18 protein-coding genes are annotated in these 26,144 nt (G+C 45.8%); 9 read left to right on the forward strand and 9 right to left on the reverse strand.

What is annotated here, in order from left to right; genetic code table 11:
• Positions 1–696 precede the first annotated feature (696 nt).
• The 3 genes from RH949_RS19910 (at position 697) to RH949_RS19920 (ending at position 6,342) form a co-directional block, all read left to right on the forward strand.
• Positions 697–2,808, forward strand: coding sequence for an ATP-binding protein (locus RH949_RS19910; protein ID WP_446355584.1), 2,112 nt, complete (start codon positions 697–699; stop codon positions 2,806–2,808).
• A 473-nt stretch (positions 2,809–3,281) separates the two neighbouring features.
• A complete protein-coding gene (locus RH949_RS19915; RefSeq protein ID WP_446355586.1) occupies positions 3,282–3,653 on the forward strand; it encodes a GxxExxY protein in 372 nt (123 codons plus the stop codon).
• A gap of 565 nt (positions 3,654–4,218) precedes the next feature.
• Positions 4,219–6,342, forward strand: coding sequence for an eCIS core domain-containing protein (locus RH949_RS19920; RefSeq protein ID WP_446355588.1), 2,124 nt, complete (start codon positions 4,219–4,221; stop codon positions 6,340–6,342).
• 78 nt (positions 6,343–6,420) lie between these two features.
• Here the strand turns inward: RH949_RS19920 and RH949_RS19925 are convergent, their stop codons facing one another.
• The 4 genes from RH949_RS19925 to RH949_RS19940 form a co-directional block, all read right to left on the reverse strand.
• Positions 6,421–6,756 (reverse strand): DUF5615 family PIN-like protein, encoded by a 336-nt coding sequence (locus RH949_RS19925; RefSeq protein WP_446355590.1) that lies wholly within the window; start codon positions 6,754–6,756, stop codon positions 6,421–6,423.
• Complete coding sequence (locus RH949_RS19930) at positions 6,749–7,069, reverse strand: DUF433 domain-containing protein (RefSeq protein WP_446355592.1); 321 nt, start codon at positions 7,067–7,069, stop codon at positions 6,749–6,751. The genes RH949_RS19925 and RH949_RS19930 overlap by 8 nt, the downstream gene beginning before the upstream one ends.
• Positions 7,070–7,880: 811 nt before the next feature.
• Entirely contained in the window at positions 7,881–8,111 is a 231-nt protein-coding gene (locus tag RH949_RS19935) for a hypothetical protein (RefSeq protein WP_446355594.1), read from the reverse strand.
• Positions 8,101–8,358 (reverse strand): hypothetical protein, encoded by a 258-nt coding sequence (locus RH949_RS19940; RefSeq protein WP_006105007.1) that lies wholly within the window; start codon positions 8,356–8,358, stop codon positions 8,101–8,103. The genes RH949_RS19935 and RH949_RS19940 overlap by 11 nt, the downstream gene beginning before the upstream one ends.
• Positions 8,359–8,596: 238 nt before the next feature.
• Between RH949_RS19940 and RH949_RS19945 the strand changes: the two genes are divergently transcribed.
• From RH949_RS19945 to RH949_RS19955, 3 genes are all read left to right on the forward strand, one after another.
• On the forward strand, positions 8,597–8,887 hold the full coding sequence (locus tag RH949_RS19945; RefSeq protein ID WP_006105149.1) for a hypothetical protein: 291 nt from the start codon (positions 8,597–8,599) through the stop codon (positions 8,885–8,887).
• Positions 8,871–9,224 (forward strand): PIN domain-containing protein, encoded by a 354-nt coding sequence (locus RH949_RS19950; RefSeq protein ID WP_446355597.1) that lies wholly within the window; start codon positions 8,871–8,873, stop codon positions 9,222–9,224. Before RH949_RS19945 ends, RH949_RS19950 begins: the two co-directional genes overlap by 17 nt.
• A gap of 354 nt (positions 9,225–9,578) precedes the next feature.
• Positions 9,579–10,163: a papain fold toxin domain-containing protein gene (locus tag RH949_RS19955; RefSeq protein WP_446355599.1), complete on the forward strand. Its 585-nt coding sequence runs from the start codon at positions 9,579–9,581 to the stop codon at positions 10,161–10,163.
• Between the two features lie 47 nt (positions 10,164–10,210).
• Here the strand turns inward: RH949_RS19955 and RH949_RS19960 are convergent, their stop codons facing one another.
• The 5 genes from RH949_RS19960 to RH949_RS19980 all read right to left on the reverse strand — a co-directional run bounded on the left by RH949_RS19960 (position 10,211) and on the right by RH949_RS19980 (position 16,740).
• A complete protein-coding gene (locus RH949_RS19960; protein WP_006105099.1) occupies positions 10,211–12,433 on the reverse strand; it encodes a putative baseplate assembly protein in 2,223 nt (740 codons plus the stop codon).
• 151 nt (positions 12,434–12,584) lie between these two features.
• A complete protein-coding gene (locus RH949_RS19965) occupies positions 12,585–13,001 on the reverse strand; it encodes a GPW/gp25 family protein (RefSeq protein ID WP_446355601.1) in 417 nt (138 codons plus the stop codon).
• Positions 13,002–13,232: 231 nt separating this feature from the next.
• On the reverse strand, positions 13,233–13,892 hold the full coding sequence (locus RH949_RS19970) for a PAAR domain-containing protein (RefSeq protein ID WP_006105148.1): 660 nt from the start codon (positions 13,890–13,892) through the stop codon (positions 13,233–13,235).
• Positions 13,893–13,913: 21 nt separating this feature from the next.
• On the reverse strand, positions 13,914–15,770 hold the full coding sequence (locus RH949_RS19975; protein WP_446355603.1) for a VgrG-related protein: 1,857 nt from the start codon (positions 15,768–15,770) through the stop codon (positions 13,914–13,916).
• Positions 15,771–16,230: 460 nt separating this feature from the next.
• Positions 16,231–16,740, reverse strand: coding sequence for a CIS tube protein (locus tag RH949_RS19980; protein ID WP_006105074.1), 510 nt, complete (start codon positions 16,738–16,740; stop codon positions 16,231–16,233).
• A 1,681-nt stretch (positions 16,741–18,421) separates the two neighbouring features.
• Here RH949_RS19980 and RH949_RS19985 point away from each other — a divergent pair.
• The 3 genes from RH949_RS19985 to RH949_RS19995 all read left to right on the forward strand — a co-directional run bounded on the left by RH949_RS19985 (position 18,422) and on the right by RH949_RS19995 (position 26,038).
• Entirely contained in the window at positions 18,422–22,846 is a 4,425-nt protein-coding gene (locus tag RH949_RS19985; RefSeq protein ID WP_446355606.1) for a PAS domain S-box protein, read from the forward strand.
• A gap of 150 nt (positions 22,847–22,996) precedes the next feature.
• Positions 22,997–24,052, forward strand: coding sequence for a diguanylate cyclase domain-containing protein (locus RH949_RS19990; RefSeq protein ID WP_044210367.1), 1,056 nt, complete (start codon positions 22,997–22,999; stop codon positions 24,050–24,052).
• A gap of 465 nt (positions 24,053–24,517) precedes the next feature.
• Positions 24,518–26,038 (forward strand): adenylate/guanylate cyclase domain-containing protein, encoded by a 1,521-nt coding sequence (locus RH949_RS19995; protein WP_446355608.1) that lies wholly within the window; start codon positions 24,518–24,520, stop codon positions 26,036–26,038.
• Positions 26,039–26,144: the final 106 nt, after the last annotated feature.

A 26,144-nucleotide genomic window follows, 5' to 3' on the forward strand; every position in this document is an offset into this window, starting at 1 on the left:
GCTACTCAGAGGAAGTAAGTATGACTCCCTCTACTGTTAACTTTTATTGTGCCTATCGACTTATAATTTCTGTCCCTTGCAAGTGCCAGTATTAATCTGTTGATCAACTTCCTTAAAAATCAGGATAAAGCTGATAACGTCTGACCATCACTAACTATAGATTGATCCTTCGGCTACAAGGGGAGAATGGGCGACTCCAATTCTGCTCACTTTAACACTGATTCCGCAAATCCTATTGAGTTGTCTGTGTCAATCTGTGTCCCTCACTCTTCAATGTTCGGTCTGTGCCATTTCTTTGTTTGTGTAATCTGTGTTTTTGTCAATCCCTTGTAATAATTTTTATCTCAACTTTAACAAAATACATGCGTCCAAGGGAAGGTTGGGCGGGAGACGAAAACCAAGACTTATACAATGTTTTACCAAGAGTCAAGGGGTTTAGCTAGCTCGAAATTATTTTTGCCCACAAAATACCCACCATAGATAATATACCTGAAAACCGCACATCGTTCTCACAATAGCTGAATCACCTGATAATTCGTAGATTATTCCGGAAACAGAGTAAAAAACGAGCAATTATGATGTTGTGTTAAGACATCAAACAGATTTAAATATTCAAACTTTTTTTTGGAAAAGAATAGTTTGAATTATCAGAACTTGACAAGTGTAGCCCAACCAACTACAAAGAAAGCTAAAACAATGTCTGTAGCCAAGCTTACAACAGCCACAAATTGGTATGTCGTGAATAGCCATCGTTATCTGATGAGTGCGATCGCACAGGTACGACAGGTGCTGATAAGTCGGATAGAGCAGCGTCAGGGGAAGGAGACAGAGATGATGGCGATCGCGCTGCCAGAGGAGGAGGAAGATGCACCACCGTCAGCGTTGACACAACTCTGTCAAATCTTCGGGTTATCGGGGTTTGAGCGGGATGTGTTGCTCCTCTGTGCCGGGATGGAATTGGATGAGGAGTGGGGGGCGTTATGTGCTGAGGCACAGGGGGAGGCGCACCAGATGTATCCCACCTTTGGTTTAGCCTGGGCGCTTTCAGGGGAGCCGAATTTAGCCGCCTTACGTCCTGATGCGCCCTTGCGCGGGTGGCGGTTGATTGAGGTGGGAGAGGGGATGAGTCGGCTGAAGTGTCCCTTGCGGATCGATGAGCGGATTTTCCATTATCTGTTGGGGGATGATTATATTGATTCGCGATTGCGGGGAATCGTGCAGCCGTTATCGGTGGAGGCAGAGGATTATGCTGTATTACCGCCCTCTCATCAGCAGATAGTGGCGCAAATTGCGGCAACCTGGGTCGAGTCATCTCGGACAACGTTGCCCGTGATTGGGTTATCGGGAGTGGATGGATTGAGTAAAAGCGCGATCGCGGCGGCGGTTTGTCGTCAGTTGAATTTGAACTTGCATCGCTTCTCGGTAGCGGCGTTGACGTCTCAGGGTGGGAGTCTGAGTTTAGTCAAGCAGTTGTGTGAACGGGAATGGTTACTGAGTCATGCCGTGCTGTTGGTGGATGGGGATGAGATGGAGGAGGGGATAACGGCTGGGTTATCGGAATTCATCGATACGATTAATCTGCCCCTGATGGTGAGTAGTCGGGAACCAGGGCGACAACGAATGCGATCGCGCATTACCTGGGAAGTGCAGCCCCCCACCGCCGAGGAACAGAAGGCAATTTGGCAAGCCGCTTTAGGGGAGAAAGCCGTGCATCTGGAGGCGGAGATTGAAGCCTTGGTGTCTCAGTTTCAACTGAGTGTCCGGGATATTTATACCGTATGTATCCAGGCGCAAAGGAGTTTGGAGGAAGAGATTGCCAACAAAGCAGCCGCCCTTGTCTCTCCTGAACCTGAACCTGAACCCGTCGAGGAAACCAAACCCAAGCGCAAACCCCGCGTCACTCGCAAAACCAATACCGAAACCCCACCCCCGAAACCTGTCACCTTAGAGGTGGCAAAAAGTCCCCTCTGGGATATTTGTCGCATCCAAGCCCGTCCCCAGTTAGAGGACTTGGCAGTACGGATTGAGACAACCGCCGAATGGGAGGATTTAATTTTACCGGAGAGAGAGAAGGGGATGCTGCGAGAGATGGTAGTACAGGTACAGCAACGGGGAAGGGTGTATGAAACCTGGGGATTTGCCCAGAAGAATCAGCGGGGATTGGGGATTAATGCCCTATTTTCTGGGATGTCGGGAACCGGGAAAACCCTGGCGGCGGAGGTATTGGGGAATACCTTACGCTTGGATGTCTATCGCATTGATTTGAGTGCGGTGGTGAGTAAATATATTGGCGAGACGGAGAAGAATCTGCGGCGCATCTTTGATGGGGCGGAAGGGTGTGGGGCGATTTTGCTGTTTGATGAGGCGGATGCGCTGTTTGGTAAACGATCAGAGGTGAAGGATTCCCATGACCGTCATGCCAATATTGAGGTAAGTTATTTGTTGCAACGGATGGAGACGTATCGGGGGTTGGCGATTTTGACGACGAATATTCAGACGGGGTTGGATCAGGCGTTTATTCGCCGGATTCGGTTTATTATTAAGTTTCCCTATCCGGCTGCTAAAGAACGAGAGGAAATCTGGCGGCGGGTGTTTCCCCAACAGACACCGACAGAGGGGTTGGATTTTAAGAAGTTGGGACAGTTGAATATGGCAGGGGGAAATATTAAGACGATTGCGATGAATGCGGCGTTTTTAGCAGCGGGTGCTGGGGAAGCGGTGCAGATGAAGCATATTAAGCAGGCGGCGATTCAGGAATGTCTGAAGGTGGAACGTCCGATGGGTCAAGGGGAATTGCAAGGCTGGTAACACTGATTTCGCTGATTTTTTTGAGGGTTGGGGGTGGGTGGCTTATGTTAGTAGCACTGATTACACAGAGGGGTTTGTTCTGGAGTGGCACAGGTTGGTAAGGATGATTTGATGGCTGGTAACACTGATTTCGCTGATTTTTTTGGGATGGTAGCGGTGGTAACACTGATTTCGCTGATTTTTTTGGGATGGTAGGGGTGGGTGGCTTATGTTAGTAGCACTGATTACACAGAGGGGTGAGTGGTGGGTGGCTTATGTTACACGGATGATTTGATGGTTGGGAGGACTATAAGCGTGTTCTGTGTAATCTGTGTACCTGACTATTTGAGTCTTCTGTCTGTGCCATCCTTGCTGTGTAATCTGTGTTGTGGGGGCTGTTTGGGCGTCTGTGTAATCTGTGTTATTTAATCGTGAGGCTGCTGGTAAAATCTAAGAAAATCGGTGTAATCAGTGTTTGAGGCAGGAGGTTGGGGATGGGTTATTTGTATGAGGAGAAAACCTATCAAATTATTGGTGCGGCACAGGAGGTGCATCGGGAGTTAGGGGCGGGGTTTTTGGAGGTGGTGTATCAGGATTCGTTGGAGTTAGAGTTTCAACTGCAGCAGATTCCTAATCATCGGGAATGTCCCTTACCGATTTTTTATAAGGGGGTGCGGTTAAATCGAACCTACAATGCGGATTTTTTATGCTTTGACCAGATCATCGTGGAGACCAAGGCGGTAAGGATGTTAGTTAAGGAATTTGAAGCCCAAACCCTGAATTACCTCAAAGCCACGAAACTGCGCCTGGGTTTACTGATTAACTTTGGTGAACCGAGTCTCAAAGTTAAACGCATTATCAATTAGCCACTCCATGGCAGTCGTGGCGGAAGAATATATCTAGACAAGAAAAAAAAGCTTTATTACAAACCCCCCCGAAGACCCAAAAACTGTGATAAAACAGCAGAAACAAACCCGAATCCAACCTATCCCAGAAATCAGTATGACTAACCTTTGCCACCCACCCCTAACCCCTCTGTGAAATCCACCCAGGAATCATCCTTACCAACCTTAGCCACCCACCTCTAACCCCTCTGTGAAATCAGTGCTACCACCCTTAGCCACCCACCCCTACCCTCAAAAAAAATCAGTGTAATCAGTGTTTTGAAATCAGTGCTACCACCCAGGAATCATCCTTACCAACCTTAGCCATCCACCCCTAACTCCTCTGTGAAATCAGTGCTACCACCCTTAGCCACCCACCCCTACCCTCAAAAAAAATCAGTGTAATCAGTGTTTTGAAATCAGTGCTACCACCCAGGCATCATCCTTACCAACCTTAGCCACCCACCCCTAACCCCTCTGTGGAATCAGTGCTACCACCCTTTACCACTCACCCCTACCATCAAAAAAAATCAGTGTCATCAGTGTTATGTCCACTCATCAATCCATCCCCAAACCCGCAAACGCCAAGAAAAAATCGGATATCCTACCCATTCCGGCGCAATCCAAACCCCATCCGGTTATCGCCCAACCCAAAATTGAGTCAACCCGCAGCAATGAGGAACAATTGGCACAGATACGGGCAAAACGCGAAGCATCGGAACGCTTGGGTTCCACCTTATTAACCCCCAAATCCGTTCCCCACACACCGCCACCCCTGCAACCGAAACTCACCATTGGGCAACCGGGGGATATGTATGAACAGGAAGCCGATAGGGTAGCGCGTCAGGTGGTAGATCAGATTAATGCGCCGCCGCAGATTCAAGCTAAGGCACCGCGCAACCCGATGCAATCTGTGGGGGAGTTGAAGCCTTCTCCTTTGGATCATCACCCGGTGATGAAGGTGCAGCGTCAGGCGACTGGGGGAGAGATGAATGCGTCTGCCGATGGCATCGGTGTTTCCGGGGTGCCAAAGGAAAACAAAACTGGTTTGCCAAATAACCTCAAAGCTGGTATTGAAAACCTTTCCGGTATGTCAATGGATGATGTGAAAGTTCACTATAACTCCTCCAAACCTGCCCAGTTGAAGGCGTTGGCATATACGCAGGGGACAGATATTTATGTGGGGCAGGGACAAGAAAAGCATTTGCCGCATGAAGCATGGCATGTGGTGCAACAGAAACAGGGGCGGGTGCAACCGACAATGCAGATGAAAGATACAAAGGTTAATGATGATCTGGACTTGGAGAAAGAGGCGGATATATTTGGTGGCAAAGCCAAAGAAGTGGGGCAACACATTTTACAGAAGAGGGGAGTGATAGCCCATGAGTTGACCTATGGGGAAAAGCAAGAAAGCGATGCCGTCAATCACAGCATGGGAACTGTACAACGTGCCTTAGGCTTTGAATTGGAGGTTGATATTCCTGTCAGTCAATACATTCCTCCAGATGACGCCCAATTACCTGATGTTCGCAATATCGTCGCTGATTGGGATAATGCCGTAGAAGGTTTCCCAGAAGCCGATCCACACGGCAATCCACCGGTGCCTCAAACCGTAATCTATCAAGCTGTTAATGGCGGGGTAACGGTTGATGCCGTGCCGGACAAGAAAGGGCTAGACTTCGTTCCATCAGGTCAAATCCTCGAAATACGAGTTAGCCCCATTGATACCGCCAATATTACAGGATTGGCTGCTACCATGAATAATGTCCTAGCCGGAATCAATCCCTTATATAACGGAATCCGCGCTGGAAATCCTCAAAATAATCGATTCCACATCCCAGTACAAGGAGCAGCGACTCCTGCTATGGTCGGTCTGCCCAATGGAAATGACCCCAACGGGAATATTGATAATGCTAAGCGTTTAGAAGTCAGTTGGCGAACATACATGCAAGCGACAGCAGGTGTACGTACTGACCGAATCGGAAGATTAGGAGAAAAGATACGACATGGAGCACAACCAGGGGATGATCTTTCACTCGATAGTTTGCAATCCTCAGTAACACGATATCAGGATATTGCACGGGATGCACGCGCCGCCGCGATAGCCGTCTACAATGCTGTTCACTGGATACAACCTAATCTGCGTGACGCAATCGTTGCAGAAAAAGAAGCTGTCCTAGGATTTTTAACCCTAATCTGCACCTACCTCATTGGAGGAGGGAAAGCATATCAAGGACAAGGAAATAGAAATCCCAAAAATATGACCGCTTTGTTTTCACGATCAGGCTTCCATCAAATACGGACTCAAACCCTTTCAGCCCAAAGTGAACAATGGATTAGAGCGAACAATCAGTCGTTCAGAGAACAACTGGTTAAATTCACTCGCCATGCTGATGCAGACGACAGAATGTATAGTCCGCTCTTCAATAGACTGGGAATGGCACATCCGACACAAACAGTAATGATCTTTTTGAACGATGCATTAAACAGAAACCAGGATCGTTACACACAAAGTGAGGCTAAATCGATAATTCCACCAGAAAATGTGGGTGCTGCCCTACCAGGAGCCGTACTGGAATTTCGGCGGATCGCCAACCCAGGCAATAACCCAGCCGCCTGGGTAGCAAAAATATCCGAGGTAGTCACAGCCATCCATCATGTGAACACATAGTGCGATCGCTCTTTGGGTTGAGGAGAGAGAGTGCGATCGCTCGTTGGGTTGGATTGAGGGGAGAAAGTGTGATCGCCTTTACAGAAACTCGACACGTCCAACCATTTCCTCTGGCGTACAAACTTCATACATCAGAACCAAACTTTCAATGATTTGTCCAATCGAACGACTTCCTTGTTGACAATAAGCAATGCCTGGATGATCATTCATCAAGCTAGCCATTCTAATAAAATCATCATCCTGAGTAAAAAGTACACGTTTTTCTTGACAAATAAATGCTAACTGTGCATCATCACTTTGAGTACGCAACCCAGCTTCAACAGTTGTTGTCACATCAATACCCCGACGGCGTAATTCACGAGCAATCACAGATTTCACCTGCTCATCTAAGTGAAACCGAATCCGATTACTCACCCCGAATTTCTCTCAACTTTTCCTGCAGAGGAGAGGGGGTACTATTACGCCTTATTTGTTCCACATAAGCCTCACTTTCAGCCGTATGACGGTCAATGTCTTGGCGATGATCATAATAATAAGCCATTGCCGCATAAACCGATGCCAAGGATAAATCATACTCAGTAGCAATATCCTCCAGGGATTCTCCCATCTCCAGATACAGTTTAGCGATCGTCGCCACTGGCATTCTTGTACCCGCAATGCGGGGTTTACCGAAACAATAGCTAGGATCAATGGCGATATGTTCTGTACTTATGGATTGAAGAGGCATTTTTCCGTCGGGGGGTAACGAGAATATTGTATTGATCGTATCATCAAAACGGAGTGCGATCGTAACACTGATTTCACTGATTTATAGAAACGGTAACGGTGGGAAGTGAGAAGTTTGCCCCACTGATTTCACAGAAGCGTTAGTCCTCAATTGCCAGAAGATGTAAGAATTGTCGGAACATTATTCAGTCCTCTGTGTTAATCTGTGTGCATCACTATTGAGTCTTCTTTAGAGTCTCACTCAATCCGTGTAATCTGTGTTTTTGAAGTGATAAGTAAAGAGTCTACAGGCGGACACATTTTCCCATGATGAAATAGTACCTAAAAAATTAGCCTAAGTCAAGCCTCTATCGTATAAAAGAGTAAAAATAGAAGTGCGATCGTAACACTGATTTCACTGATTTATGGAAACGTTAAGGGTGGGGGGTGAGAGGTTAGTCCCACTGATTTCACGGAGGCGTTAGTCCTCAATAGCAAGATGTAAGAATTGTCGGGATATTATTAAGTCCTCTGTGTCAATCTGTGTCCTTCACGATTGAGTTTTCTTTAGAGTGTCATTCAATCCGTGTAATCTGTGTTTTGGAAGCTATAAGTACACAGTCTACAGGCTGGCACATTTTTACATGATGAAATAGTACCTAAAAACTTAGCCAAAGTCAAGCCTCTATCGTACAAATGAGTAAAAATAGAAGTGCGATCGCCTGTGGGTCGAATTGAGGATAAACAGAGTGCGATCGCTATTTGGGTTGGATTGATGGGAGAGAGTGCGATCGCGTTAGAGTTGGATTAATGGGAGAGAGTGCGATCGCCGATCAAGTGACATGATAAGCCGTAATAGCAACTGCCCCATCTGGACTATAAATTGATTCTATTCGCCTGAAACTTGTATGAACCCACCAAACTTTAATCCGATTTCCTTTAGCTGGAGCCGTACCCATCTTACTATATCCGGCAGCAATTAAAAGCTCTTCAAATTCAGGAGTTGGCAGAATTTTAACCGTGATTTTGGCAATGCCATCCAGATCATGCTGATCAAGGGTCATAGCTACCTTGATAGGTACTATAGATCCGATAACCAGGTAGAACCAGTGCCATACCCCACCAACTATGAATAATTCCAGGATAGGTTTCTTCCGGTTCACTCCCACCTAACCTAATTTTCAGATCACCTAGCCAAAGATAAAATCCTGGAACGAGACTATCTAAGCTGTAAGCGATCGCTTGCAATTGAGAATCGGATTGTTGCCTAGGTTGAACTGACTTTTTTTCATCCGAGTGAGACGTTGACATAAACAGAATTTGAAGTGACGAGTACAGAGTCTATAGGCTGGCACATTTTCCCATGATGAAATAGTACCTAAAAAATTAGCCAAAGTCAACCCTCTAACAATCGAGAATTTAACCGATGGGTAAACGTCAAGTCGGAGATGTTGGCTGTATATGGAGATGTTGGCTGTATATTAGGGTATAGAGGCAGTTGATTAGCCAAACCCACCAACCGATGATGTTTCACCAAAAGAAAACCCTAATGAACTGGAAAATTGAACAAGCCCAGCAAAAATTACCAGAACTAATTAGTGCCGCCGTTGTCGAACCACAACTGATTTACAACCAAGACAAACTCGTCGCCGCCGTTGTCGAAGCTCAAACATTTAAGGAATTCCTCGCTTGGCAGCAACAACATCGCCAACCTTCCCTAGCCGATGCCTTTGCCCAATTGCGCCAGCTTTGTGCTGCCGAAAACTATACCCTGGAAGTGCCGCCTCGCACTGATCGGCTCAATCCCTTTTTCGATAATTGCCGTGACATTTCTTTGTGATACTAATATTATCAGTGAACTCGCCCGCCCCCGACCGAATCCAGGGGTGTTAGCATGGAGTACTCAAATTTCATCAATTTCCTTAAGTGTGATTACCCTAGAAGAAATCGCTTACGGGTTAACCTCAAATCCCAATTCCAGAATCCAAAGCTGGTTTGACCAATTCTTGAGAACCCATTGCCAAATCCTACCGATTACGGCTGAAATCGCCCAACATTGTGGTGAATTGCGGGGTCAATTAAGAACAGAAGGGAAACCTCGTACTAAGCGAGGATATGCTAATCGCTGCTACCGCCGATCTCCATCAACTTACCCTAGTCACACGAAACATCCGTGATTTTGAGGATTGCGGAATTTCACTACTCAATCCTTTTACTTAAGCGATCGCCAATCTTGTAGTAGCGTAGCACACCATTAAGTCTTCTTTTTAGTGTCACTCAATCTGTGTAATTTGGGATTTAGAAGTGATAAGTATAGAGTCTATAGGCTCGCACATTTGACCATGATGAGATAGTACATAAAAAATTAGCCAAAGTCAAGCCTCTATCGTATAAATGGGTAGGTAAAAAAATAAGTGCGATCGCGTTAGGGTTGGGTTAACGAGAAAGAGTGAAATCACCCAAGGTACGAAAAAATTTAAGCCCAAATCGCTTAAACTACTACAGTAGTAACCAATTTTGCTGACACAGACTTGCCTCAAGAAGAACTTCGTCAACAAATCACCAAAATTGCAAATCGCTTCATGATATTTCAATGCCAACAGTGCGCTGAGGCAATCAAGCAATTTCTCACCGAACTAAGAATTCCTGCCAAACAGATTAAATTATATACAGGGAGTGCAGAAGATCCTTACGGGAATATCGGCTCTCCCGTACTTAGGGTGATAATAAAGATGACAATCGAAATCAAGAGGTTGAAAATGAGCGACTTATATGACCTAATCCATAAAATTCAAAAACGACCTTCAATGTACCTAGGAAAGCCCCATATCAGCAACCTGCGCTCTTGTTTATCAGGTTATAACCTAGCCCGCCGTCAATTAGGAATTACCCCAACACAACAGGAGCAAGAATTTGTAGAATTCCCCAATTGGATTAAGAAAAAATTTAATATTAGCACCGGACAATCTTGGGATAATATAATCCTCTTTTATTCGGAAGATGAAAGAACTGCACTCAATAAATTTTTTGAGTTATTTCAAGAATTTACCCAAGAATCCGAAAAAAATGGCAAACATGAATCCACCGAAGAGCAAGTGGAATCGCCAATCTTGTAGTCCCGTAGCACCCCGAAGCCAATAGGAAAGTTAAACTTAATTCACACTTATGTAATCAAATTAATCACATGACCAGAGCGTGACCGATTACTATGCCAGGAACAAATTAGACCCAAAGGACCGGGGTCAATGAGAGTTAGAGGTGAGCTTCGCATCCAATTCTGCCCCTGACGGCGTAATTCAAATAGCTGTACTGCCCCTAAATACTGTACCCCAGGAACGCTTTGCAATAAGGTAACAATATCCGATGAATAAACTGGGCGACCAAATGACCAACCGTTCCCCTCTGAACCCCCAGTTAAAGGATTGAGAAAACGATAGAGTGCGGTTTGTAGTTTCAATAATATTTCTTGTTGGGCACGGGGATTATTATAAGCTGTATCCAGAGCAACTTCCGTTTGTACCGCAACCCCAACGTAATCAGGTTGGCTACAGAGGATTTCTACACCGAGTAACCGTCGTTCATCGAGATAACTTAGCACTCGTTCAGTGAGTTGCGGGGTTAGGGTTAAGAAGTCTGGGTCAATTCCTTCACCGCGCTCAATTCCATCGGTATTGGCGTTGGGTACAAGCAGCAGACGTACTCGTCCGGCGTCTTCTTTGAGAATTGGCGATAAGCATAACACGCGAGCAATAGAGCCGCCTCCGGCTTCCATAGCTAGGTATTCAAAGTCTTCGCGAGTGACGGCGCGATCGCGGGTTCTTAGGAGTCGCGGAACCCGGATCACGGCTTGTTCTAAAGATTCCGCATCAGCGCCATTCCGGGCGGGAGAATAGTTAATCACGTTCGCCACATAAGGAACGGCGGATTTGAGGACTTGAATCGCGCCCCGTTGCACGTTACCCTGTTGACCACCCCCAATGCGATAGGCAGCCATTTGGATCACCGCACCTCTAGGGGGAACCGCGCCATATTGACGTTCCATCGACTGCATCGCCGCGCCCTCCCGTCGTTCTACCCCGCTATTTCTACCACTGACTAAACTGAGCATTTGCGACGGGACTCTCTGGGAACGGGAACGCCACCACGTCTGTTCTTGCAGTTGAGAGGGTTCTCGTAATAGGGGACCAAATTGAATCATGCCAGTAATCGCATCAATGGTATAGTGCAGGTCTTCTGGACCTGAATCGGCAAAATCATTGACTTCTTGCCATATTTGTGGCAAGCCTCCAGGCGGAATCACCAGAATATGTTCCTCTTCCCGACGGGGTAAAATTCCCCGTCCTTGCAGTTGAAAGGTTTGACCGGGATTTCCATCACTTTCACCCAGGATTTCATTGCGAATCGTGGTACATTGGGTGACTTCCACTGTACCGCCAATCGACCGGACATCTAAACCAACGATGCGCGGGGAACGCATATAACCGGGTTGATTGAACTGAGGTTGGTTGTAAATACAGCGCAGCCAGCGTCCCTGATAGGTGACAAATTGGGTAACGGGTAAACGTAGGGGTAAATGGAGGACAACATCCGCCCCTTGTAAGGGATTGCCCCCTTGACGGATCAGTTCACTAAAACTGAATCCTTTGGTGCTATCATCGGCTTCTTGCAGCAAGATGGGTTGCCAAGACATACCATTCCAGGCTTGCCAAAGGCGGGGGGGATCTTCAGGATTAATCCCGGTGGAGGTAGCGGCTTCACCTTTAATGCGGAGGGCGATAACATTGCCTTCGATGGGTTGATCCCCTTCAAAGACGAGATAAAAGCAATTTCCCACTTGGGGTTGTTCATTAAATATAGATAATTCTAAGCCTTGCCATTCGCCACCGGGTTGCTGAGTCCAGGTTCCCACGAAGCGATCGCGCAGCACTTGGGGTTCCTCTTCAGCAATGTCTGAGGTGAGAAAATGGCGGATACTGGGTTTAGCAATCACCAGGGGGCGATCGGTGCTAAAAATAATCGCATCGTCGGCTTGGGTGCGTACTGTCGCCACTTCGGTTCCTGTGGGAATCGTGTAGGCTTCGGGGAGAGACGAACTCAAATAAAATGTTTGTTGGGTTTGAGCTGGGGTTGGCGCTTGCAGGCGAATCCCCAGTAATTCCAGAAAGGTAACATAGTTACGCCGGGGGACTTGATTGAACCGCAGCAACATTTGGTCAGTTAGCCAAGCGAACAGTTCAATCAGCGTGATTCCTGGATCACTGGGGTTGTAATTCGTCCACTCTGGACAATAGCGGGGGATACGGAGGATACACTCTTCTACTAAATCCTGAAACGCGCGATCGTCTAGATCAGATTTTGGTAAATTCGGTAAAAAATCAAATTCCATAGTTTGTCATTCGTCAAAACACTGATTTCACGGATTTATTGGAGAGATTGGGGTAGGGATATGAGAGGTTAGTTACACAGATTACACTGAGAAATTGGTTTTCTATCATTCCTTTTGTAGAGACGTTCCGGTGGAACGTCTTCCGGTGGAACTACTCCCCAGAGGGCTGGAGATAGAACGGATAAACCAGACTCCGAGTATCATGGGAATCTTTGGGATGATATTCAATAATAATATTGACCCGACCGCGAATCGGATCAGGTTCTGTATAAACGCCATCGAGTACAATTCGAGGTTCCCACATTTTCAGGGCTTCCTCAACATACACCCGAATCAGCAAAAGCGTTTGGGTATTCATCGGCGCAAAGGCGAGTTCAGACAGGCGCGACCCAAAATTTGGTCGGTAAACCCGTTCACCTACCTTAGTACCCAAGATTAGCGCAATGGATTCTTCGATATTCTGGATGTCGGCGCTCAGTTGTAGGCTTCCTTGTAAGTTTCCTCGTAAGGGAAATGATAGTCCCCTACCCAGATAATCTCGTGGCTGATTATTTGTAATGTCTGCCATTTCTAAAAATTTAGTGCATTAGGATAAGTGCGACTTTCCTATAACGTTATTTGCTATAACCTCAGTTAATGGTCACAAAATATCAAGAGTCAATTCCTATTGTACGGGCAGCTTTAGTTATTTAGAACAGCTTAAATTGTTCGGCGTTTAAACATTTAATGTCTAATATCAAGAATGTCAAAATCCTTGTAGGGTGAGCATCTTGCTCACTACCTAGACACAATTTAAGTTCTATCCCTCTTTCTTTTTCTGTTCTTCCTCCGCTTTCTTTTTCGCTTTTGCTGCAGCTTGACTGGCTTGAGCCTCCATCTGAGCTGCCATAGCACTGGTGTCTACAGAAACACTGGCGGCTGGTCCGCTACCGATTAGAACAGTAGGACAACCCATTAAAATTTTATTGGGCGGACCTAAAGCTTCTAAAACAGTGTTGCCCATAAAACAAGCTGGAAGTCCATTAATCAAAACCGACGTACTACCGTCAATAACCACGCCGGGTCCATGGGGAGGTATAGGCAAGGGTGTTGTGCAGGTATGGGTATCGACTGTAGCGCCAATACCGCCAGCCGCCGCACCTGCAGCTGCTCCACTAGCTGCCATACTTGAGATCAGACTGCCCATCACGCCAGCCATTGTCGCTTTAGTCGCCTCTTCTGCTGCCTTTGCCGCCGGCGCAGCTGGCGTACCAGCCGCTGATACTGTCGCTGCCACAGCCGTTTTGATAATAGCATCAGATGCTTTTTTAGCAGATTGCAAAACGGCTGCTGAGGCGGCGGGTATACCCCGCCAAGCTGGTTTTCCGCCAATTAATACATTAAAACTACCAGGTCCGGGTGTTAATGTGGGTGGAAGATGAGCTACGTTGTCGCCAACTCTTGCTGCGGGTTTTCCCATATTCTTTCTCCTTAATTTACTCTAATTCAGTTTGATTAGTGAACCTTTAACATTAACAATACCTGAGGCGCTAATATCGATTTGTCCAGCATCAATGGTAAGTTTTGTTCCGGCTTTGATATTAATTTCACCCGTTGTTTGCTTCATCGTAATAGTTCCGCCACCGCTTTTAAGTTGAATTTGTTTCCCACCATCGTCCATCACCATGGAAAGGTTACCCGTAGATTTTATTTCTATCTTTTTATTTTTATCATCCAGTAGTACCGTATGACCACCAGCCGTTTTAATCTCTAAACACTTATCTGTATCATTCATCTGTATGATATGACCAAGTACGGTTTTAAATATCGCACCCGCTTTAACCGCGCCTTTGGCTTCTTCAACAAACTGCATTTTATGACCTGTCCGGGTTTGAATTGTTCGCACACGCACCTTGCCCTCATGAACTGTGTCATTTACACTCTCAGGTGGCTTATCCTTGCCATTCCAGATTCCCCCTAATACATAAGGTCGATGGATGTCCCCATGTTCAAAACCAACTAAAACTTCGTCATTTATCTCTGGGAGGCAATCATTTCCTCGATTTGGTCCAATTCCATAGCCAATAATTCTTGCCCAGTTGCTTTCGTGTTCTTCGGTTAGGGTAGGAAACTTTACCCTAACTCTGCCCCAACCTTTCGGATCTTTATTATTAGTAACTATGCCGATTAGAAGCGTTTGTCCGGGATGGAAGGGGACTTCATGGGACATAATGGGAGGGAGATTGTCTCCCCGTAAGCCACGCACCGTGAACTCAGTAGTATAAACCCGTTCGTAAAATAGATGGCGGGTTTCGGTGACATAGTATTCGCCACTGTACTTACCCAAATCGTTCAGTTTCACCACTCGCCCGGGTCGAATTTTGGGATTTCCTTCAGCTTCCGCGTCAGCATGGACAAATTCTCCTCCTAATTCGTCACACACGGCTTGAGCTATTGCCTTTGCTTCTGGAGCATTGAAGACTGGATGATCCACTACAATCATCTTAGGGGTTGGTGGCTTCCCTTTAAAACTGGTACTGGTTTGAGAACCTTCACCATATTCTGTTTGGGTAAAAACCTGTCCTTTGTTCGCTGTCTCTACAATCGGTTGTTTTTGACTATAATCCCAGCCCCGGACTTCAACTTCACTCACTTGTTCAGCGCTACTGATTCTAACCTGAAAACTATGGACATCTTTTAACCATTTCAGTTCTAAAGACTCATCCACTTTGGGTTTGCGGAAGTTTAATTTTCCATCCTGAACAAAGAATTCAAAACCATTGCGGGCGGCGCGTTTCCTCAAGAATTCGAGATTGGTCTGATTTTCTTGGAACACATAGCCATTCGACCCATTGATATCCCCGTATCCATAAGGTCCCCCAGTTTCATCAATCGTACCTGTGGGTATCCCGACTTCCCCAGCAATTTTATTCACAATATCGGTATCGGTCATGTTCTGGAATGAGCGATTATACCGTCCCCGCCACAGTCGATGGGAAATATCGTAGCCGCGAATAATCATCGGCGCTTCGGAGTCACGGGTAAAGTGACATTCCATCGCTGTAATTTCCCCTTCTAGGACATAATCTTTCTGTTCCTCTTCAAACTCTAGGGCTTTGGTCGTACTTGACCCGAAACCTATCTTAATCGTTTTGCCAATTTCAAATAAGTCAGCATGTCGCCACGATTGATCCTCGCTGCGCCCCGGAAAGTAATCATTCTTAATCACTAAGGTAAACATTCCGGGAAGATGGAGGCTTTCTTCCACCGCAATTTCAATAATGTCGTCAAGTAACGCTTTGGACGCTAACTGACCATCAATTTCTAAAATTGGTTCAGCTACATAAGTAACAGCCATGGCGACCTCTAGAATCAAGACTTGGCACTGAGTTGTGCCGCTGACGGGGAATTTACCCAGGGGGAATTGATGTGAGCAGGGGACAATTTAGGCAAAAAGCAGGGGTTTGGTAGATTTTTTTAGTGTATTGCCTGCCTGTTTCGCTTGCCTTAGTTTTACGTTTTGTAAACTAATCTGAATAACCTGTTTAAGATGAATGTAGCATTCATCTGCCAAATTCAACAGGTCACTATTATAAAAGGTCTGATGTCAATTAAACTATGGTCGGATTGATGATGGATAGCATTACCTACAACCGATCCCACCCAATAAGGTGTGCCACTCCACTACTGGCGTGACCGGGTTTAAATAGGACTTTGTTTGGAGTAAGTAGTGCTTTGACGCATAGCTGGAGAGGGTTAAGGTTCCCTTACTACAAGCCTCCTCTAATCCACCAAATTAGCTGGGTCATGCCACTACATTAACGCCCACCAGTATGACGCTGGCTAGCACCGGGTTGTGGCGTTCCCATCCCTGGTTGAGACACAGACTCATCAATTTCTTCCAACGTCAGGTTTACCGACACTCGGACTGGTGTCCCATCGGGCAGAAACATGGTCAGGTTATAATCAACTTTTGTAACAAAACAGCGAATATACTCCTGAGATCCCCAGGTAAACACATAAGTGGGAGGACGTTTTTCCTTTCCTTCCCCCGACTCGGCAAAATTGACCGCTTTTTCAAAGGGCTTGAGATGGCGGAGAACACTCTCCCCTGTCTCATAGGTATCAAAAATAATATCGTTAATCGAGAGAGTAACGGGTTCAGGATAAGCAAAGTTAACCTTGGGTAATCCTCGACCCGTTCGCGCTCCGCTACTTTTTGTTAAGTTAATTTGCTGGCTAAACGCTAACTGGTTGGGGTTGAACATGAAATCAATTGTTCCCCCACCATCTGTAGAAATCAGTTGAGCTTTTACAAGTTGTGACATGCTCGATTATCTCTGACTCAGTTTTTCCGGAGATTGTCAATGACGCTGAGTTTTCTCGAAAGACTCTTACTGACTACTCTACCAGAAGGTTGAGAAAAGGGCTTACCCACCTGTAAGGTAAGTCCCTCTTAAGTAGTCGGACAAAAGAAAACGGCACGCTCCGAAGTCAGTTCGGTAAACCGCCCTCAAAGCCTTACTGTTCCCTGTTACACACCGAGCATGTTGCCGAGCGTGTTACTGAGCGAAGCGTTCGACTGAACTTCGACAGGCTCAGTTGCCGCGCTCACCGTCGAAGCCTCACGCCGAAGTCCGAGGTATTCCCTAATCTCAACCGTTAACTTTAATTGTGTCCACCTACTTATCCCAGGGTTCAATTAACCTTGTGCGTGATTTGTTTCAGTCTTGTTAAAGATGTTCCACCGGAACATCCCTACGATTGCGATGCTGTAGCATCTAATAATTTCACGTAAGCAATGGGGAGAACAAGGGGCCAAAATAACGTCGCGATGCCCACAGTCAGGAAAGATAAGACGTTTTCCTGAGGTGATAGTCCTGCTCCTTTTTTGAGAAAGCGTAACCAAGTGGCTAATAAGTAAAGCCCAGTCAACATGTAAACACTAATAAGCAAAAGTGTCATCTTTAAGCTCCAGGTATAAATAAACACAGTTCGTCAAAGTCTCAGGTATTATAGCAGATGTCTATTCAATTTGCTAATTCTCACTTGATTGTCTAGTCTATTCTATCTGGATGAGTTGTGAAATAGCTACCGGACTGGGCAATATTTTTCGCCTCATCTGTTTTCACAAATCATTTGAAATAGTTATAAATACCTTAAGATAAATTCTGTTCGTTGTGTTGATAAATATTAACAAGTATCAACTTCTGATTGTTTCCCGTTCCTTGACAATTTTAACCTTTAATTTTGTCCAACTACCTATCGAGGTATTCTAGGTTAAAAAGCTGGAATCCGGTAATGTTGAGTTTAATGAGATGCACCCTTTATGAAACAATCTGCCTAATGTTTTTAACTTGGTTCAGCAGAACATCTCTACGATTGTGATACAGTCGCCTTCAATAACCTTACGTAAGCAATGGGGAGAACAAGGGGCCAAAATACTGTGGCGACACCAATGGTGAGTAACGATAAAACTTTTTGCTGATATGACATTCCTCTTCCTTGTTTAAAAAAGCGTAACCAAGCGACTAATAAATAAAGCGAAATAAGCGTGTACAGACTGATGATCCAAAGGTTCATAGCAAGACCCAAGATGTAGATGAAAACAGGTGGATCAGATTTTAGATTCTGAGAGATATCTGATCTGATGTGTTTTGACTATTCAAATTATTCTTCATTGTCCAAATGTAATCTGTGTTACTTGTCCTTAACTCCGGTGATATTCAGATGATCAACTTGTGAGAGAGCTGAGAGTAAAGTGTGATATTGTTTTTTGATTAATATGATGAAGATCACAGTCATCTCTGGGTAACTGGTTTAGCAACAATTTACTACGTCCCGCTAGGCTAACGCGACACCATACAAAATAAAGTCTAATGTTACTGATTTTAAGGTGAATGCCACTGACTGGTATACTGGTGGGCAATGCCCACCCTACTGGCTTGGCAAGTTTATTTCACAGCGTATAATCATTCATCCTGGATAATTTAAACGTCAGAAAGTCCGATGAACAAAACCTGGAATCTTTCTCCGTTAGGACGATATTTTTTCAATGTCTTAGCCCTGACGCTAATTTATATCGCTACTGCCCCAATTTTTAGCCGTCAAAATATTATCCCCTTGATCTGGATTCCCGCCGGAATTAGTCAAGCCGCCCTCTTGTTACTGGGGCGCAATCTGTGGCTGGGTGTGGCTTTGGGAGAGTTATCTAGGGCGATATTGATGGGAATTCCGGGAACGGTTGCGATCGCCTCCTGTTTAGGCTGTACGCTACAAGCGTTGTGGGGTGTAACATTGGTTCAATCCTGGGAGATGCATCCAGGGTTAAATCGTCGTCGGGATGTGGTTAAATTCCTGGTGGGTATGGTTCTATTATCCTCCCTGATTAGTCCAACCATTCGTCTGCTGGGTGAAGTTGTGGCGGGGGAATGGGGTGCAGGGGATTGGCTGCGGTGGTGGTTGAGTAATGTTATGGGACTTTTAGTGGTTACGCCTGTACTGTTGACTCAGGGTGATTCGATGATGCACTCAGGGGATCAGGAAGATGAGCAGGTAAGTCCAGATTTAACACTGAGTCAGGGCGGGTTTTGTACAAACATTACTATCAATAGCGAAAAGCAAGTCACTAAACCCGCCCCTACAAACCCTTCCCTCGAACAAAATCAAAATTCAACACTTTTATGGCAGGTTGGAGTCTGGCTAATTGGATTGGGAATCGTGAGTGGGTTAGTGTTTGGTGTTTTCTCGATTCCCGCTAGTTCCTCGGTTATTGTAACAGGTGATAGCCTAACGGTTGCTGAACCAATTGGAGTCCAGTTTCATCAACAACTTACTACTCAGTTAAGCGAGTTGTTAAATCAGCCTTTCTTTCAGGTTGACTTAAAGTATTTGCTATTTCCGTTTATTTTATGGTCAGCCCTACAATGGGGTCAACGGATTACAACATTAGGTATTGGTGTAGTCGCGAGTATCGCCTTTTGGCAACAGGCTGAGAGGTTTGAGTCATTTAATCGGGTTATCGTTTCCCAAGATGTGTTTATCGCCATCTTCGCCATAACCGCCCTGATTGTCGCTGCTATTGTCAGCGATCGCGCCACGGCTTACCAAGAATTATGCGATCGCGACACCCAGTCTCGCCATATCGTTGCCCATCTCGATCAACAGTTTCAGGAACGAACCGCCGCCCTGAAAGCCGCTAATCGCCAACTCTTAGCCGAAGTGGTGGAACAGAAGCAGATGGAGAAAGCGTTGCGGAAAAATGATCAACGTCTCTCTCTGTTGGTTCAACAAACGCCCCTGGCGGTGATTGAATGGAATACCGATGGGCATATTGTTGATTGGAATCCGGCAGCAGAAAGCATTTTTGGCTATTGTCGCGACGAAGCCTTAGGTCATCCGTCTACCCTCATTGTACCTCCGGCTGCCCAAGCTCAAATTAAACAGATTAAAGCTAAGCTGTGGTATGACAAACAAGTTGCTCGTTCTTGTAATCAGAATATCACTAAAGATGGCAGAACCATTATTTGTGAATGGTATAATACGCCTCTAATTGATAGCCAAGGGAATCTTCTTGGTATTGCGTCCATGGCATTGGATATTACTCAACGCCAGGAAACGCAAACGGCGTTACGGGAGAGTGAGGAACGGTTTGCCCTAGCGATTCAAGCGAATGATAGCGGACTTTTTGATATTAATTTCAAGACCAACACCTACTATTATTCCCCCCAATTCCTGCATCTGATTGGTTATCCCGAAGACCGCGATACTCCCAGCTTTGATGAGTTGATGGCGCGGGTTCATCCAGAAGATCAGTCGATGGTGAAAATCAGCATCGATCAACTTTTCATCAGTGAACTCTCGCAATGGAAGTTAGAGTTTCGCATGGTTCACTCCAATGGTTCAACCCCTTGGTTTTTATCGCGCGGCTTGGTTCTGCGGGATGAAAATGGTAAGGTGACACGCATTGTCGGGACGCATACGGATATTAGCGATCGCAAACAAGCAGAAGCCGCCTTACTAGAGAGAGAGGAACAATTCCGTCAACTGGCGGAAAATATTCGGGAAGTGTTCTTTTTAACCACACCCGATTTAAGCCGTATGTTTTATCTAAGTCCCGCTTATGAGGAAGTTTGGGGACGATCCCGCGAAAGTCTGTACGACCAGCCGATGACCTGGTTAGATAATATTCATCCTTATGATCGCGATCGCGTGGCGGAGGCGTTAGGGAAACAACTGCAAGGGGAACAAGACTTTGAACAAGAATACCGCATTTTACGTCCCGACGGGAGTGAACGCTGGGTTTGGGTGCGGACGTTTCGGGTATTTGACGACAAGGGTAAAATGACCCGTATTGCTGGGATTGCTGAAGATATCACCGAACGCAAGCATTCCGAAGCCGAACTGCGGCGTCAAACCCTACAACGGCAACTCTTTGCCGAAATTACCCTGAAGATTCGCCAATCCTTACAACTCGATGCCATCCTGCAAACAACGGTAACAGAAGTGCGCCGAATTTTGCAAGTGGATCGAGTGGTGATCTACCAACTCAATGATGATGGAACCGGCGTGATTATGACGGAAGCTGTAGTTCCTGGCTGGACACCGATTCAAGGACAGGAGATTTATGATCCCTGTTTTCGGGAAGGCTACCTAGAGCAATACCGCCAAGGACGCATTCGCGCGATCGAGGATCTCTACCAAGCCGACTTAGAACCCTGTCATATCGAACTTTTACAACCCTTTGGTGTGAGAGCGAATTTAGTCGTTCCCATTCTACAACGAGAGAACCTCTGGGGTCTATTAATTGCCCATCAATGTAGTGGTCCGCGACAGTGGGAAATGTTTGAAATTGAACTATTGAGTCAACTCGCGGATCAGGTAGGAATTGCCCTCGCCCAGAGTCAACTGTTAGAAGAACAAACCCGAATTAGTCAACAATTAGCCGAAAAGAATTTACACCTGGAACAAGCCCGCCAAGAAGCCGAAACTGCCAATCATGCTAAAAGCGAATTCTTGGCGAATATGAGTCATGAACTCCGCACTCCCCTCAACGGTATTTTAGGCTATGTTCAAGTTCTCAAACGTGAACCTCATCCCACCGCCAAGCAACAGCAGGGACTGAGTATTATTCAACAGTGTGGGGAACACCTGTTAACCCTACTCAACGATATTTTAGACCTGTCTAAAATCGAAGCCCGGAAAATGGACTTATGTTTAAGCGAATTTCAGTTTCCCCATTTTCTAGAAGGCATTATCGAAATGGTTCGTATTCGGGCGGACGAAAAAGCCATTGCCTTTCACTATCAACCTCTCTCTCCTTTACCTAAAATTGTCCGGGGTGATGAAAAACGATTGCGACAAGTGCTAATTAATTTGTTGGGAAATGCGATTAAATTTACGGATCAGGGGAGTATCACATTTAAAGTGGGCTATACTTCAGCCCAAGCACCAGCGACAGAAGCATCTAACACCATGCGCTTTCAAATTGAAGATACCGGAATTGGCATCGCGGCTGAACAATTAAACGATATATTTTTACCCTTCCATCAAATTGGCGATCGAAATCGACAGGTGGAAGGAACGGGGTTAGGATTAGCGATTAGTCAGCGATTAGTTCAACTCCTTGGCGGCGAACTGCATGTCGAAAGTAATGTTGGTCAAGGAAGTACCTTTTATGTTGATTTAGAGTTACCCGCCGTTTCTCCTGATCAGGCAATGGATGTGGTGGAAGACAGAATTATTAGTGGGTTTCGCGGTTATCCGCGCAAAATTTTGATTGCTGATGATCAATGGCAAAATCGTTCAATTTTAGTCAACTTGTTGTTACCCTTAGGATTTGAGGTACTCGAAGCGATCAATGGTGAAGACTGTCTCCAGCAAGCGCAACAAGAACACCCTGATGCAATTTTAATGGATTTGATCATGCCAAAACTCGATGGATTAGAAGCAACTCGGCGGATACGAGAAATTCCATCGTTACGAGATACCATTGTGTTGGCGATTTCAGCCAGCGTTTTTGGAGAAAAACAACAGCAATCTCTCGCCGCAGGTTGTGATGATTTTATTGGACAACCTATACAAGCTAAAACTCTCTTTGCTACTCTGCAAAAGCATCTCGATTTAGAGTGGATTTATGAATCCGACGATGCACCAAGTAGTGCTTACCCTTCAGAAAAATTACCTGATCAAAATGCCGAGGTTTCGATTACTGCCTCAAAGATTGTTGCACCGCCCCAAAAGGAAATGAATGTTCTTTATGAATTAGCTATGATGGGTGATATTAAAGGGATTAGTGAGCAAGCCGATAAACTTGAACAACTTGATTCGCGATGGGTTCTATTTGCCAAGAAACTGCGCCGTTTAGCCAATGGTTTTCAGGAAAAACAAATTCTAGAATTTGTGAAAAAATACATGAACGATAGAGGGGATTAAAATTGTTTAATTTAGTTTGGTTTGTAGGGGCAGGTTTTACTCCTATCGTGTTTTACTTCATCCAGATGTAATTAAACCCGCCCCAATTGAGTGCATAACGAAGGACTAATGACGAATGACTAATGACGACTAACAAATCACGAATGACAAATGACGAATGAAAAAGAAACAATTCTCATTGTTGATGATAATCTCACCAACTCAGAAGTGCTGTTAGATTTTGTGAGTGAGGCAGGGTTTCAGGTTATCGTGGCAAGGGATGGTGACAGTGCAATCAAAAAAGCTGAAGTTGAGCATCCCGATATCATTTTGCTGGATGTGATTATGCCGGGAATTGATGGGTTTGAAACCTGTCGGCTTCTGAAAGCTAATCCGGCTACCCAAGATATCCCAGTAATTTTTCTTACCGCCCTGTCTCAAACGGCGGTTATCATCAAAGGATTTGAATTAGGCGCAGTTGATTATATTATTAAGCCCACTCAGCAGGAAATCGTGTTGGCGCGAGTGAATACTCATCTGACGATTCAAAAGCTACGCCAAAATCTGCAAGTCCAAAATCAGCAACTCCAACAGGAGATTCAGCAGCGTCAGGAGGCTGAGGCAAAACTGCAAAAAGCGAATGCTCAACTGAAGCGTTTAGCCACGCTAGATAGTTTAACTCAGGTGGCAAATCGGCATCGATTTGATGAATATTTTAACCAAGTGTGGCGGATTTCGCGACGAGAACAATGGGTATTGTCGTTGCTTTTATGTGATGTGGATTATTTTAAACTCTACAATGATAGTAAGGGGCATCAAGCTGGGGATGAATGTTTGTATAAGGTGGCGCAAGCGATGAAACAGGTGGTAAAGCGTCCCGCCGATTTAGTCGCCCGCTATGGAGGAGAAGAATTTGCGGTGATTCTACCGAATACCCCAGCCCAAGGGGCGTTACAAGTTGGCAAATTTATTCAGTCGAAGCTAACTCAGTTAGGTTTGACGCATCCGCGATCGCCGATTAAAAATTCTGTCACCTTGAGTGTGGGGGTATCTAGCACTGTTCCTTGTCATCAAACCTCTCCGGAAGCGCTAATAGCGGCGGCGGATCAAGCATTGTATCAGGCAAAAGAAACGGGACGCGATCGCGCGGTTTTTCTGCCACTGGACGATCCTCACTCTCAGAGTGTATGCTCTATACCTTCCCCCTCTCGCTCCTCACCCCAGTGATTGCCTGGGGAAGCTATGTAGAGACGTGCCATGGCACGTCTGGAAGCTAGGGGAGCAGAGGAATAGGACAATAGTTAATCTTCTAGCGGGAGACAATAAAATAGCTGCGATCGCCAAGTAAACGTAACAGATTGGTAACAATACCCCTATATCTGCTCTGGCTGGATTTTGAAGTTGGTGTATCTTCCATGTCAGGCTTATCATCTATTGTTTACAAAATAGCAAAGGTGAAAGCCCCCGTATTTCAATCGAAACCGAATTTCGACAAGACGTTCGGCGAGCGCTCAGTCGAGCCGCCGTGGGACACACGGTGGGTAAGCTTTCTGAGGGTAAAGGTCACGTCCTGGAAGACGCTAAACTCTGCCTCCCTACGACGGAAGAATCACCCGCGCTTTCAGCCGGGTGAGTGTCAACGTTCATGGCAATTTCATCAGGTAATGAACCCTGAACGATGAACTATGAACTATGAACCAAACTACATTAGCCCCGATGAATGATGAACATTCTAATCAAGGCGTCATCGTTATTGTCGATGATACTCCTCATAATCTCGGTGTCCTCTTTGACTTTTTAACCGATTCTGGCTTCAAAGTTTTGGTGGCGCAGGATGGGCAAAGCGCTCTGCAAAAAGTCGAGTATGCCAAACCCGATCTCATCTTACTGGATGTGATGATGCCAGGGATTGATGGCTTTGAAACCTGTCGTCGCCTGAAAGCGAATCCAGCCACACGGGATATCCCGGTGCTTTTTCTCAGTGCGCTGTCTGATGCGGTGGATAAAGTCAAAGGATTTAATCTGGGAGCCGTAGATTTCATCACCAAACCCGTACAGCAGGAAGAAGTTAAAGCCAGAGTGACAACCCATCTGGCGCTCCGGAACCTGCAAAAGCGGCTAGAGGAGCAAAATCTGCAACTCCAAGCCGAAATTCAAGAACGACAACGAGCAGAAGCTTCCTTGCGTCAAGCGGAAGAGAAATATCGCAGTATCTTTGAACGAGCTACCGAGGGCATTTTCCAAGCCACGCCGGAGGGACGCTATATTACCGCCAATCCAGCCCTAGCTAAAATTTTAGGCTATACCTCCCCCGAAGACCTCATGGAACAGGTGAGGAATATTGGCGAACAACTGTATGTTGAACCCACACGCCAGGAAGAGTTAGCCGCTTTAATACAGCGCTACAACACCTTATCCGACTTTCAGTCTCAGGTTTATCGGAAAGATGGCAGCATTATTTGGATTGTGGAAAATATCGATACGGTTAAAGATGAAGCGGGTAAACTCCTCTACTACGAAGGAACAGTATCGGATATTACCGAACAAAAACAAGCTGAAGTTGCTCTGACTCGCGCCCGTAAACGCGCCGAACTCTTACTGTTAAATATCTTACCTCAACCTGTAGCAGAGATGTTGAAGCGGGGTCAACGCACGATCGCAGAGAGTTTTAAAGGGGTAACGATTATGTTTGCCGATCTGGTTAATTTTACCAAGTTTTCCACCCAAACCTCACCGACTCAACTGGTTGAACTGCTGAATCAGATTTTCTCCAAATTTGACCGACTCGTCGAGGAACATGGCGTAGAGAAAATTAAAACCATTGGCGATGCGTATATGGTAGCGGCGGGACTCCCTCGGCGGCGTCTGGATCATGCTAAGGCGATCGCGCAGATGGCGTTAGAGATGCAGCGAGCCATTGATGAATTTAATCACGAAACTGGAGAAAATTTTCGCCTCAGGATTGGAATCAATAGTGGTCCGGTCGTCGCGGGTGTGATTGGCATTAAAAAGTTTAGCTACGATTTGTGGGGTGACACTGTGAATACGGCTAGCCGGATGGAGTCTCATGGCTTACCAGGTCGCATTCAGGTAACACAGGCGACTTATGAATTGCTCAAAGACGAATACGAGTTTGAGGAACGCGGTGTGATTCAGATTAAAGGTAAGGGAGAAATGACAACCTATTGGCTGCGGGGGAAAAAAATTCAGTAGACCGAAACATTTTCGGTTAAGTTCGCTCCGGGAGCGGAGAAGCCGAGGAGCTGGGGCAAAACTGTGCCAATTTGTTTGTGTATTACCTGCTACATTTCTCGGATCG

This window comes from Coleofasciculus sp. A1-SPW-01, from assembly GCF_040217205.1.
GTDB classification, from domain to species: domain Bacteria; phylum Cyanobacteriota; class Cyanobacteriia; order Cyanobacteriales; family Coleofasciculaceae; genus Coleofasciculus; species Coleofasciculus chthonoplastes_A.

Bases quoted from the DNA above. Each gene is read 5' to 3' on its own strand.
- RH949_RS19970 (WP_006105148.1), bottom strand. From the start codon at position 13,892: ATGGGAAAACCCGCAGCAAGAGTTGGCGACAACGTAGCTCATCTTCCA.
- RH949_RS19940 (WP_006105007.1), bottom strand. From the start codon at position 8,358: ATGTCAACGTCTCACTCGGATGAAAAAAAGTCAGTTCAACCTAGGCAA.
- RH949_RS19980 (WP_006105074.1), bottom strand. From the start codon at position 16,740: ATGTCACAACTTGTAAAAGCTCAACTGATTTCTACAGATGGTGGGGGA.
- RH949_RS19990 (WP_044210367.1), top strand. From the start codon at position 22,997: ATGACGAATGAAAAAGAAACAATTCTCATTGTTGATGATAATCTCACC.
- RH949_RS19965 (WP_446355601.1), bottom strand. From the start codon at position 13,001: ATGGCAGACATTACAAATAATCAGCCACGAGATTATCTGGGTAGGGGA.
- RH949_RS19915 (WP_446355586.1), top strand. From the start codon at position 3,282: ATGGGTTATTTGTATGAGGAGAAAACCTATCAAATTATTGGTGCGGCA.
- RH949_RS19930 (WP_446355592.1), bottom strand. From the start codon at position 7,069: ATGCCTCTTCAATCCATAAGTACAGAACATATCGCCATTGATCCTAGC.
- RH949_RS19995 (WP_446355608.1), top strand. From the start codon at position 24,518: ATGAACCAAACTACATTAGCCCCGATGAATGATGAACATTCTAATCAA.
- RH949_RS19975 (WP_446355603.1), bottom strand. From the start codon at position 15,770: ATGGCTGTTACTTATGTAGCTGAACCAATTTTAGAAATTGATGGTCAG.
- RH949_RS19920 (WP_446355588.1), top strand. From the start codon at position 4,219: ATGTCCACTCATCAATCCATCCCCAAACCCGCAAACGCCAAGAAAAAA.
- RH949_RS19985 (WP_446355606.1), top strand. From the start codon at position 18,422: ATGAACAAAACCTGGAATCTTTCTCCGTTAGGACGATATTTTTTCAAT.
- RH949_RS19960 (WP_006105099.1), bottom strand. From the start codon at position 12,433: ATGGAATTTGATTTTTTACCGAATTTACCAAAATCTGATCTAGACGAT.
- RH949_RS19910 (WP_446355584.1), top strand. From the start codon at position 697: ATGTCTGTAGCCAAGCTTACAACAGCCACAAATTGGTATGTCGTGAAT.
- RH949_RS19935 (WP_446355594.1), bottom strand. From the start codon at position 8,111: ATGACCCTTGATCAGCATGATCTGGATGGCATTGCCAAAATCACGGTT.
- RH949_RS19945 (WP_006105149.1), top strand. From the start codon at position 8,597: ATGAACTGGAAAATTGAACAAGCCCAGCAAAAATTACCAGAACTAATT.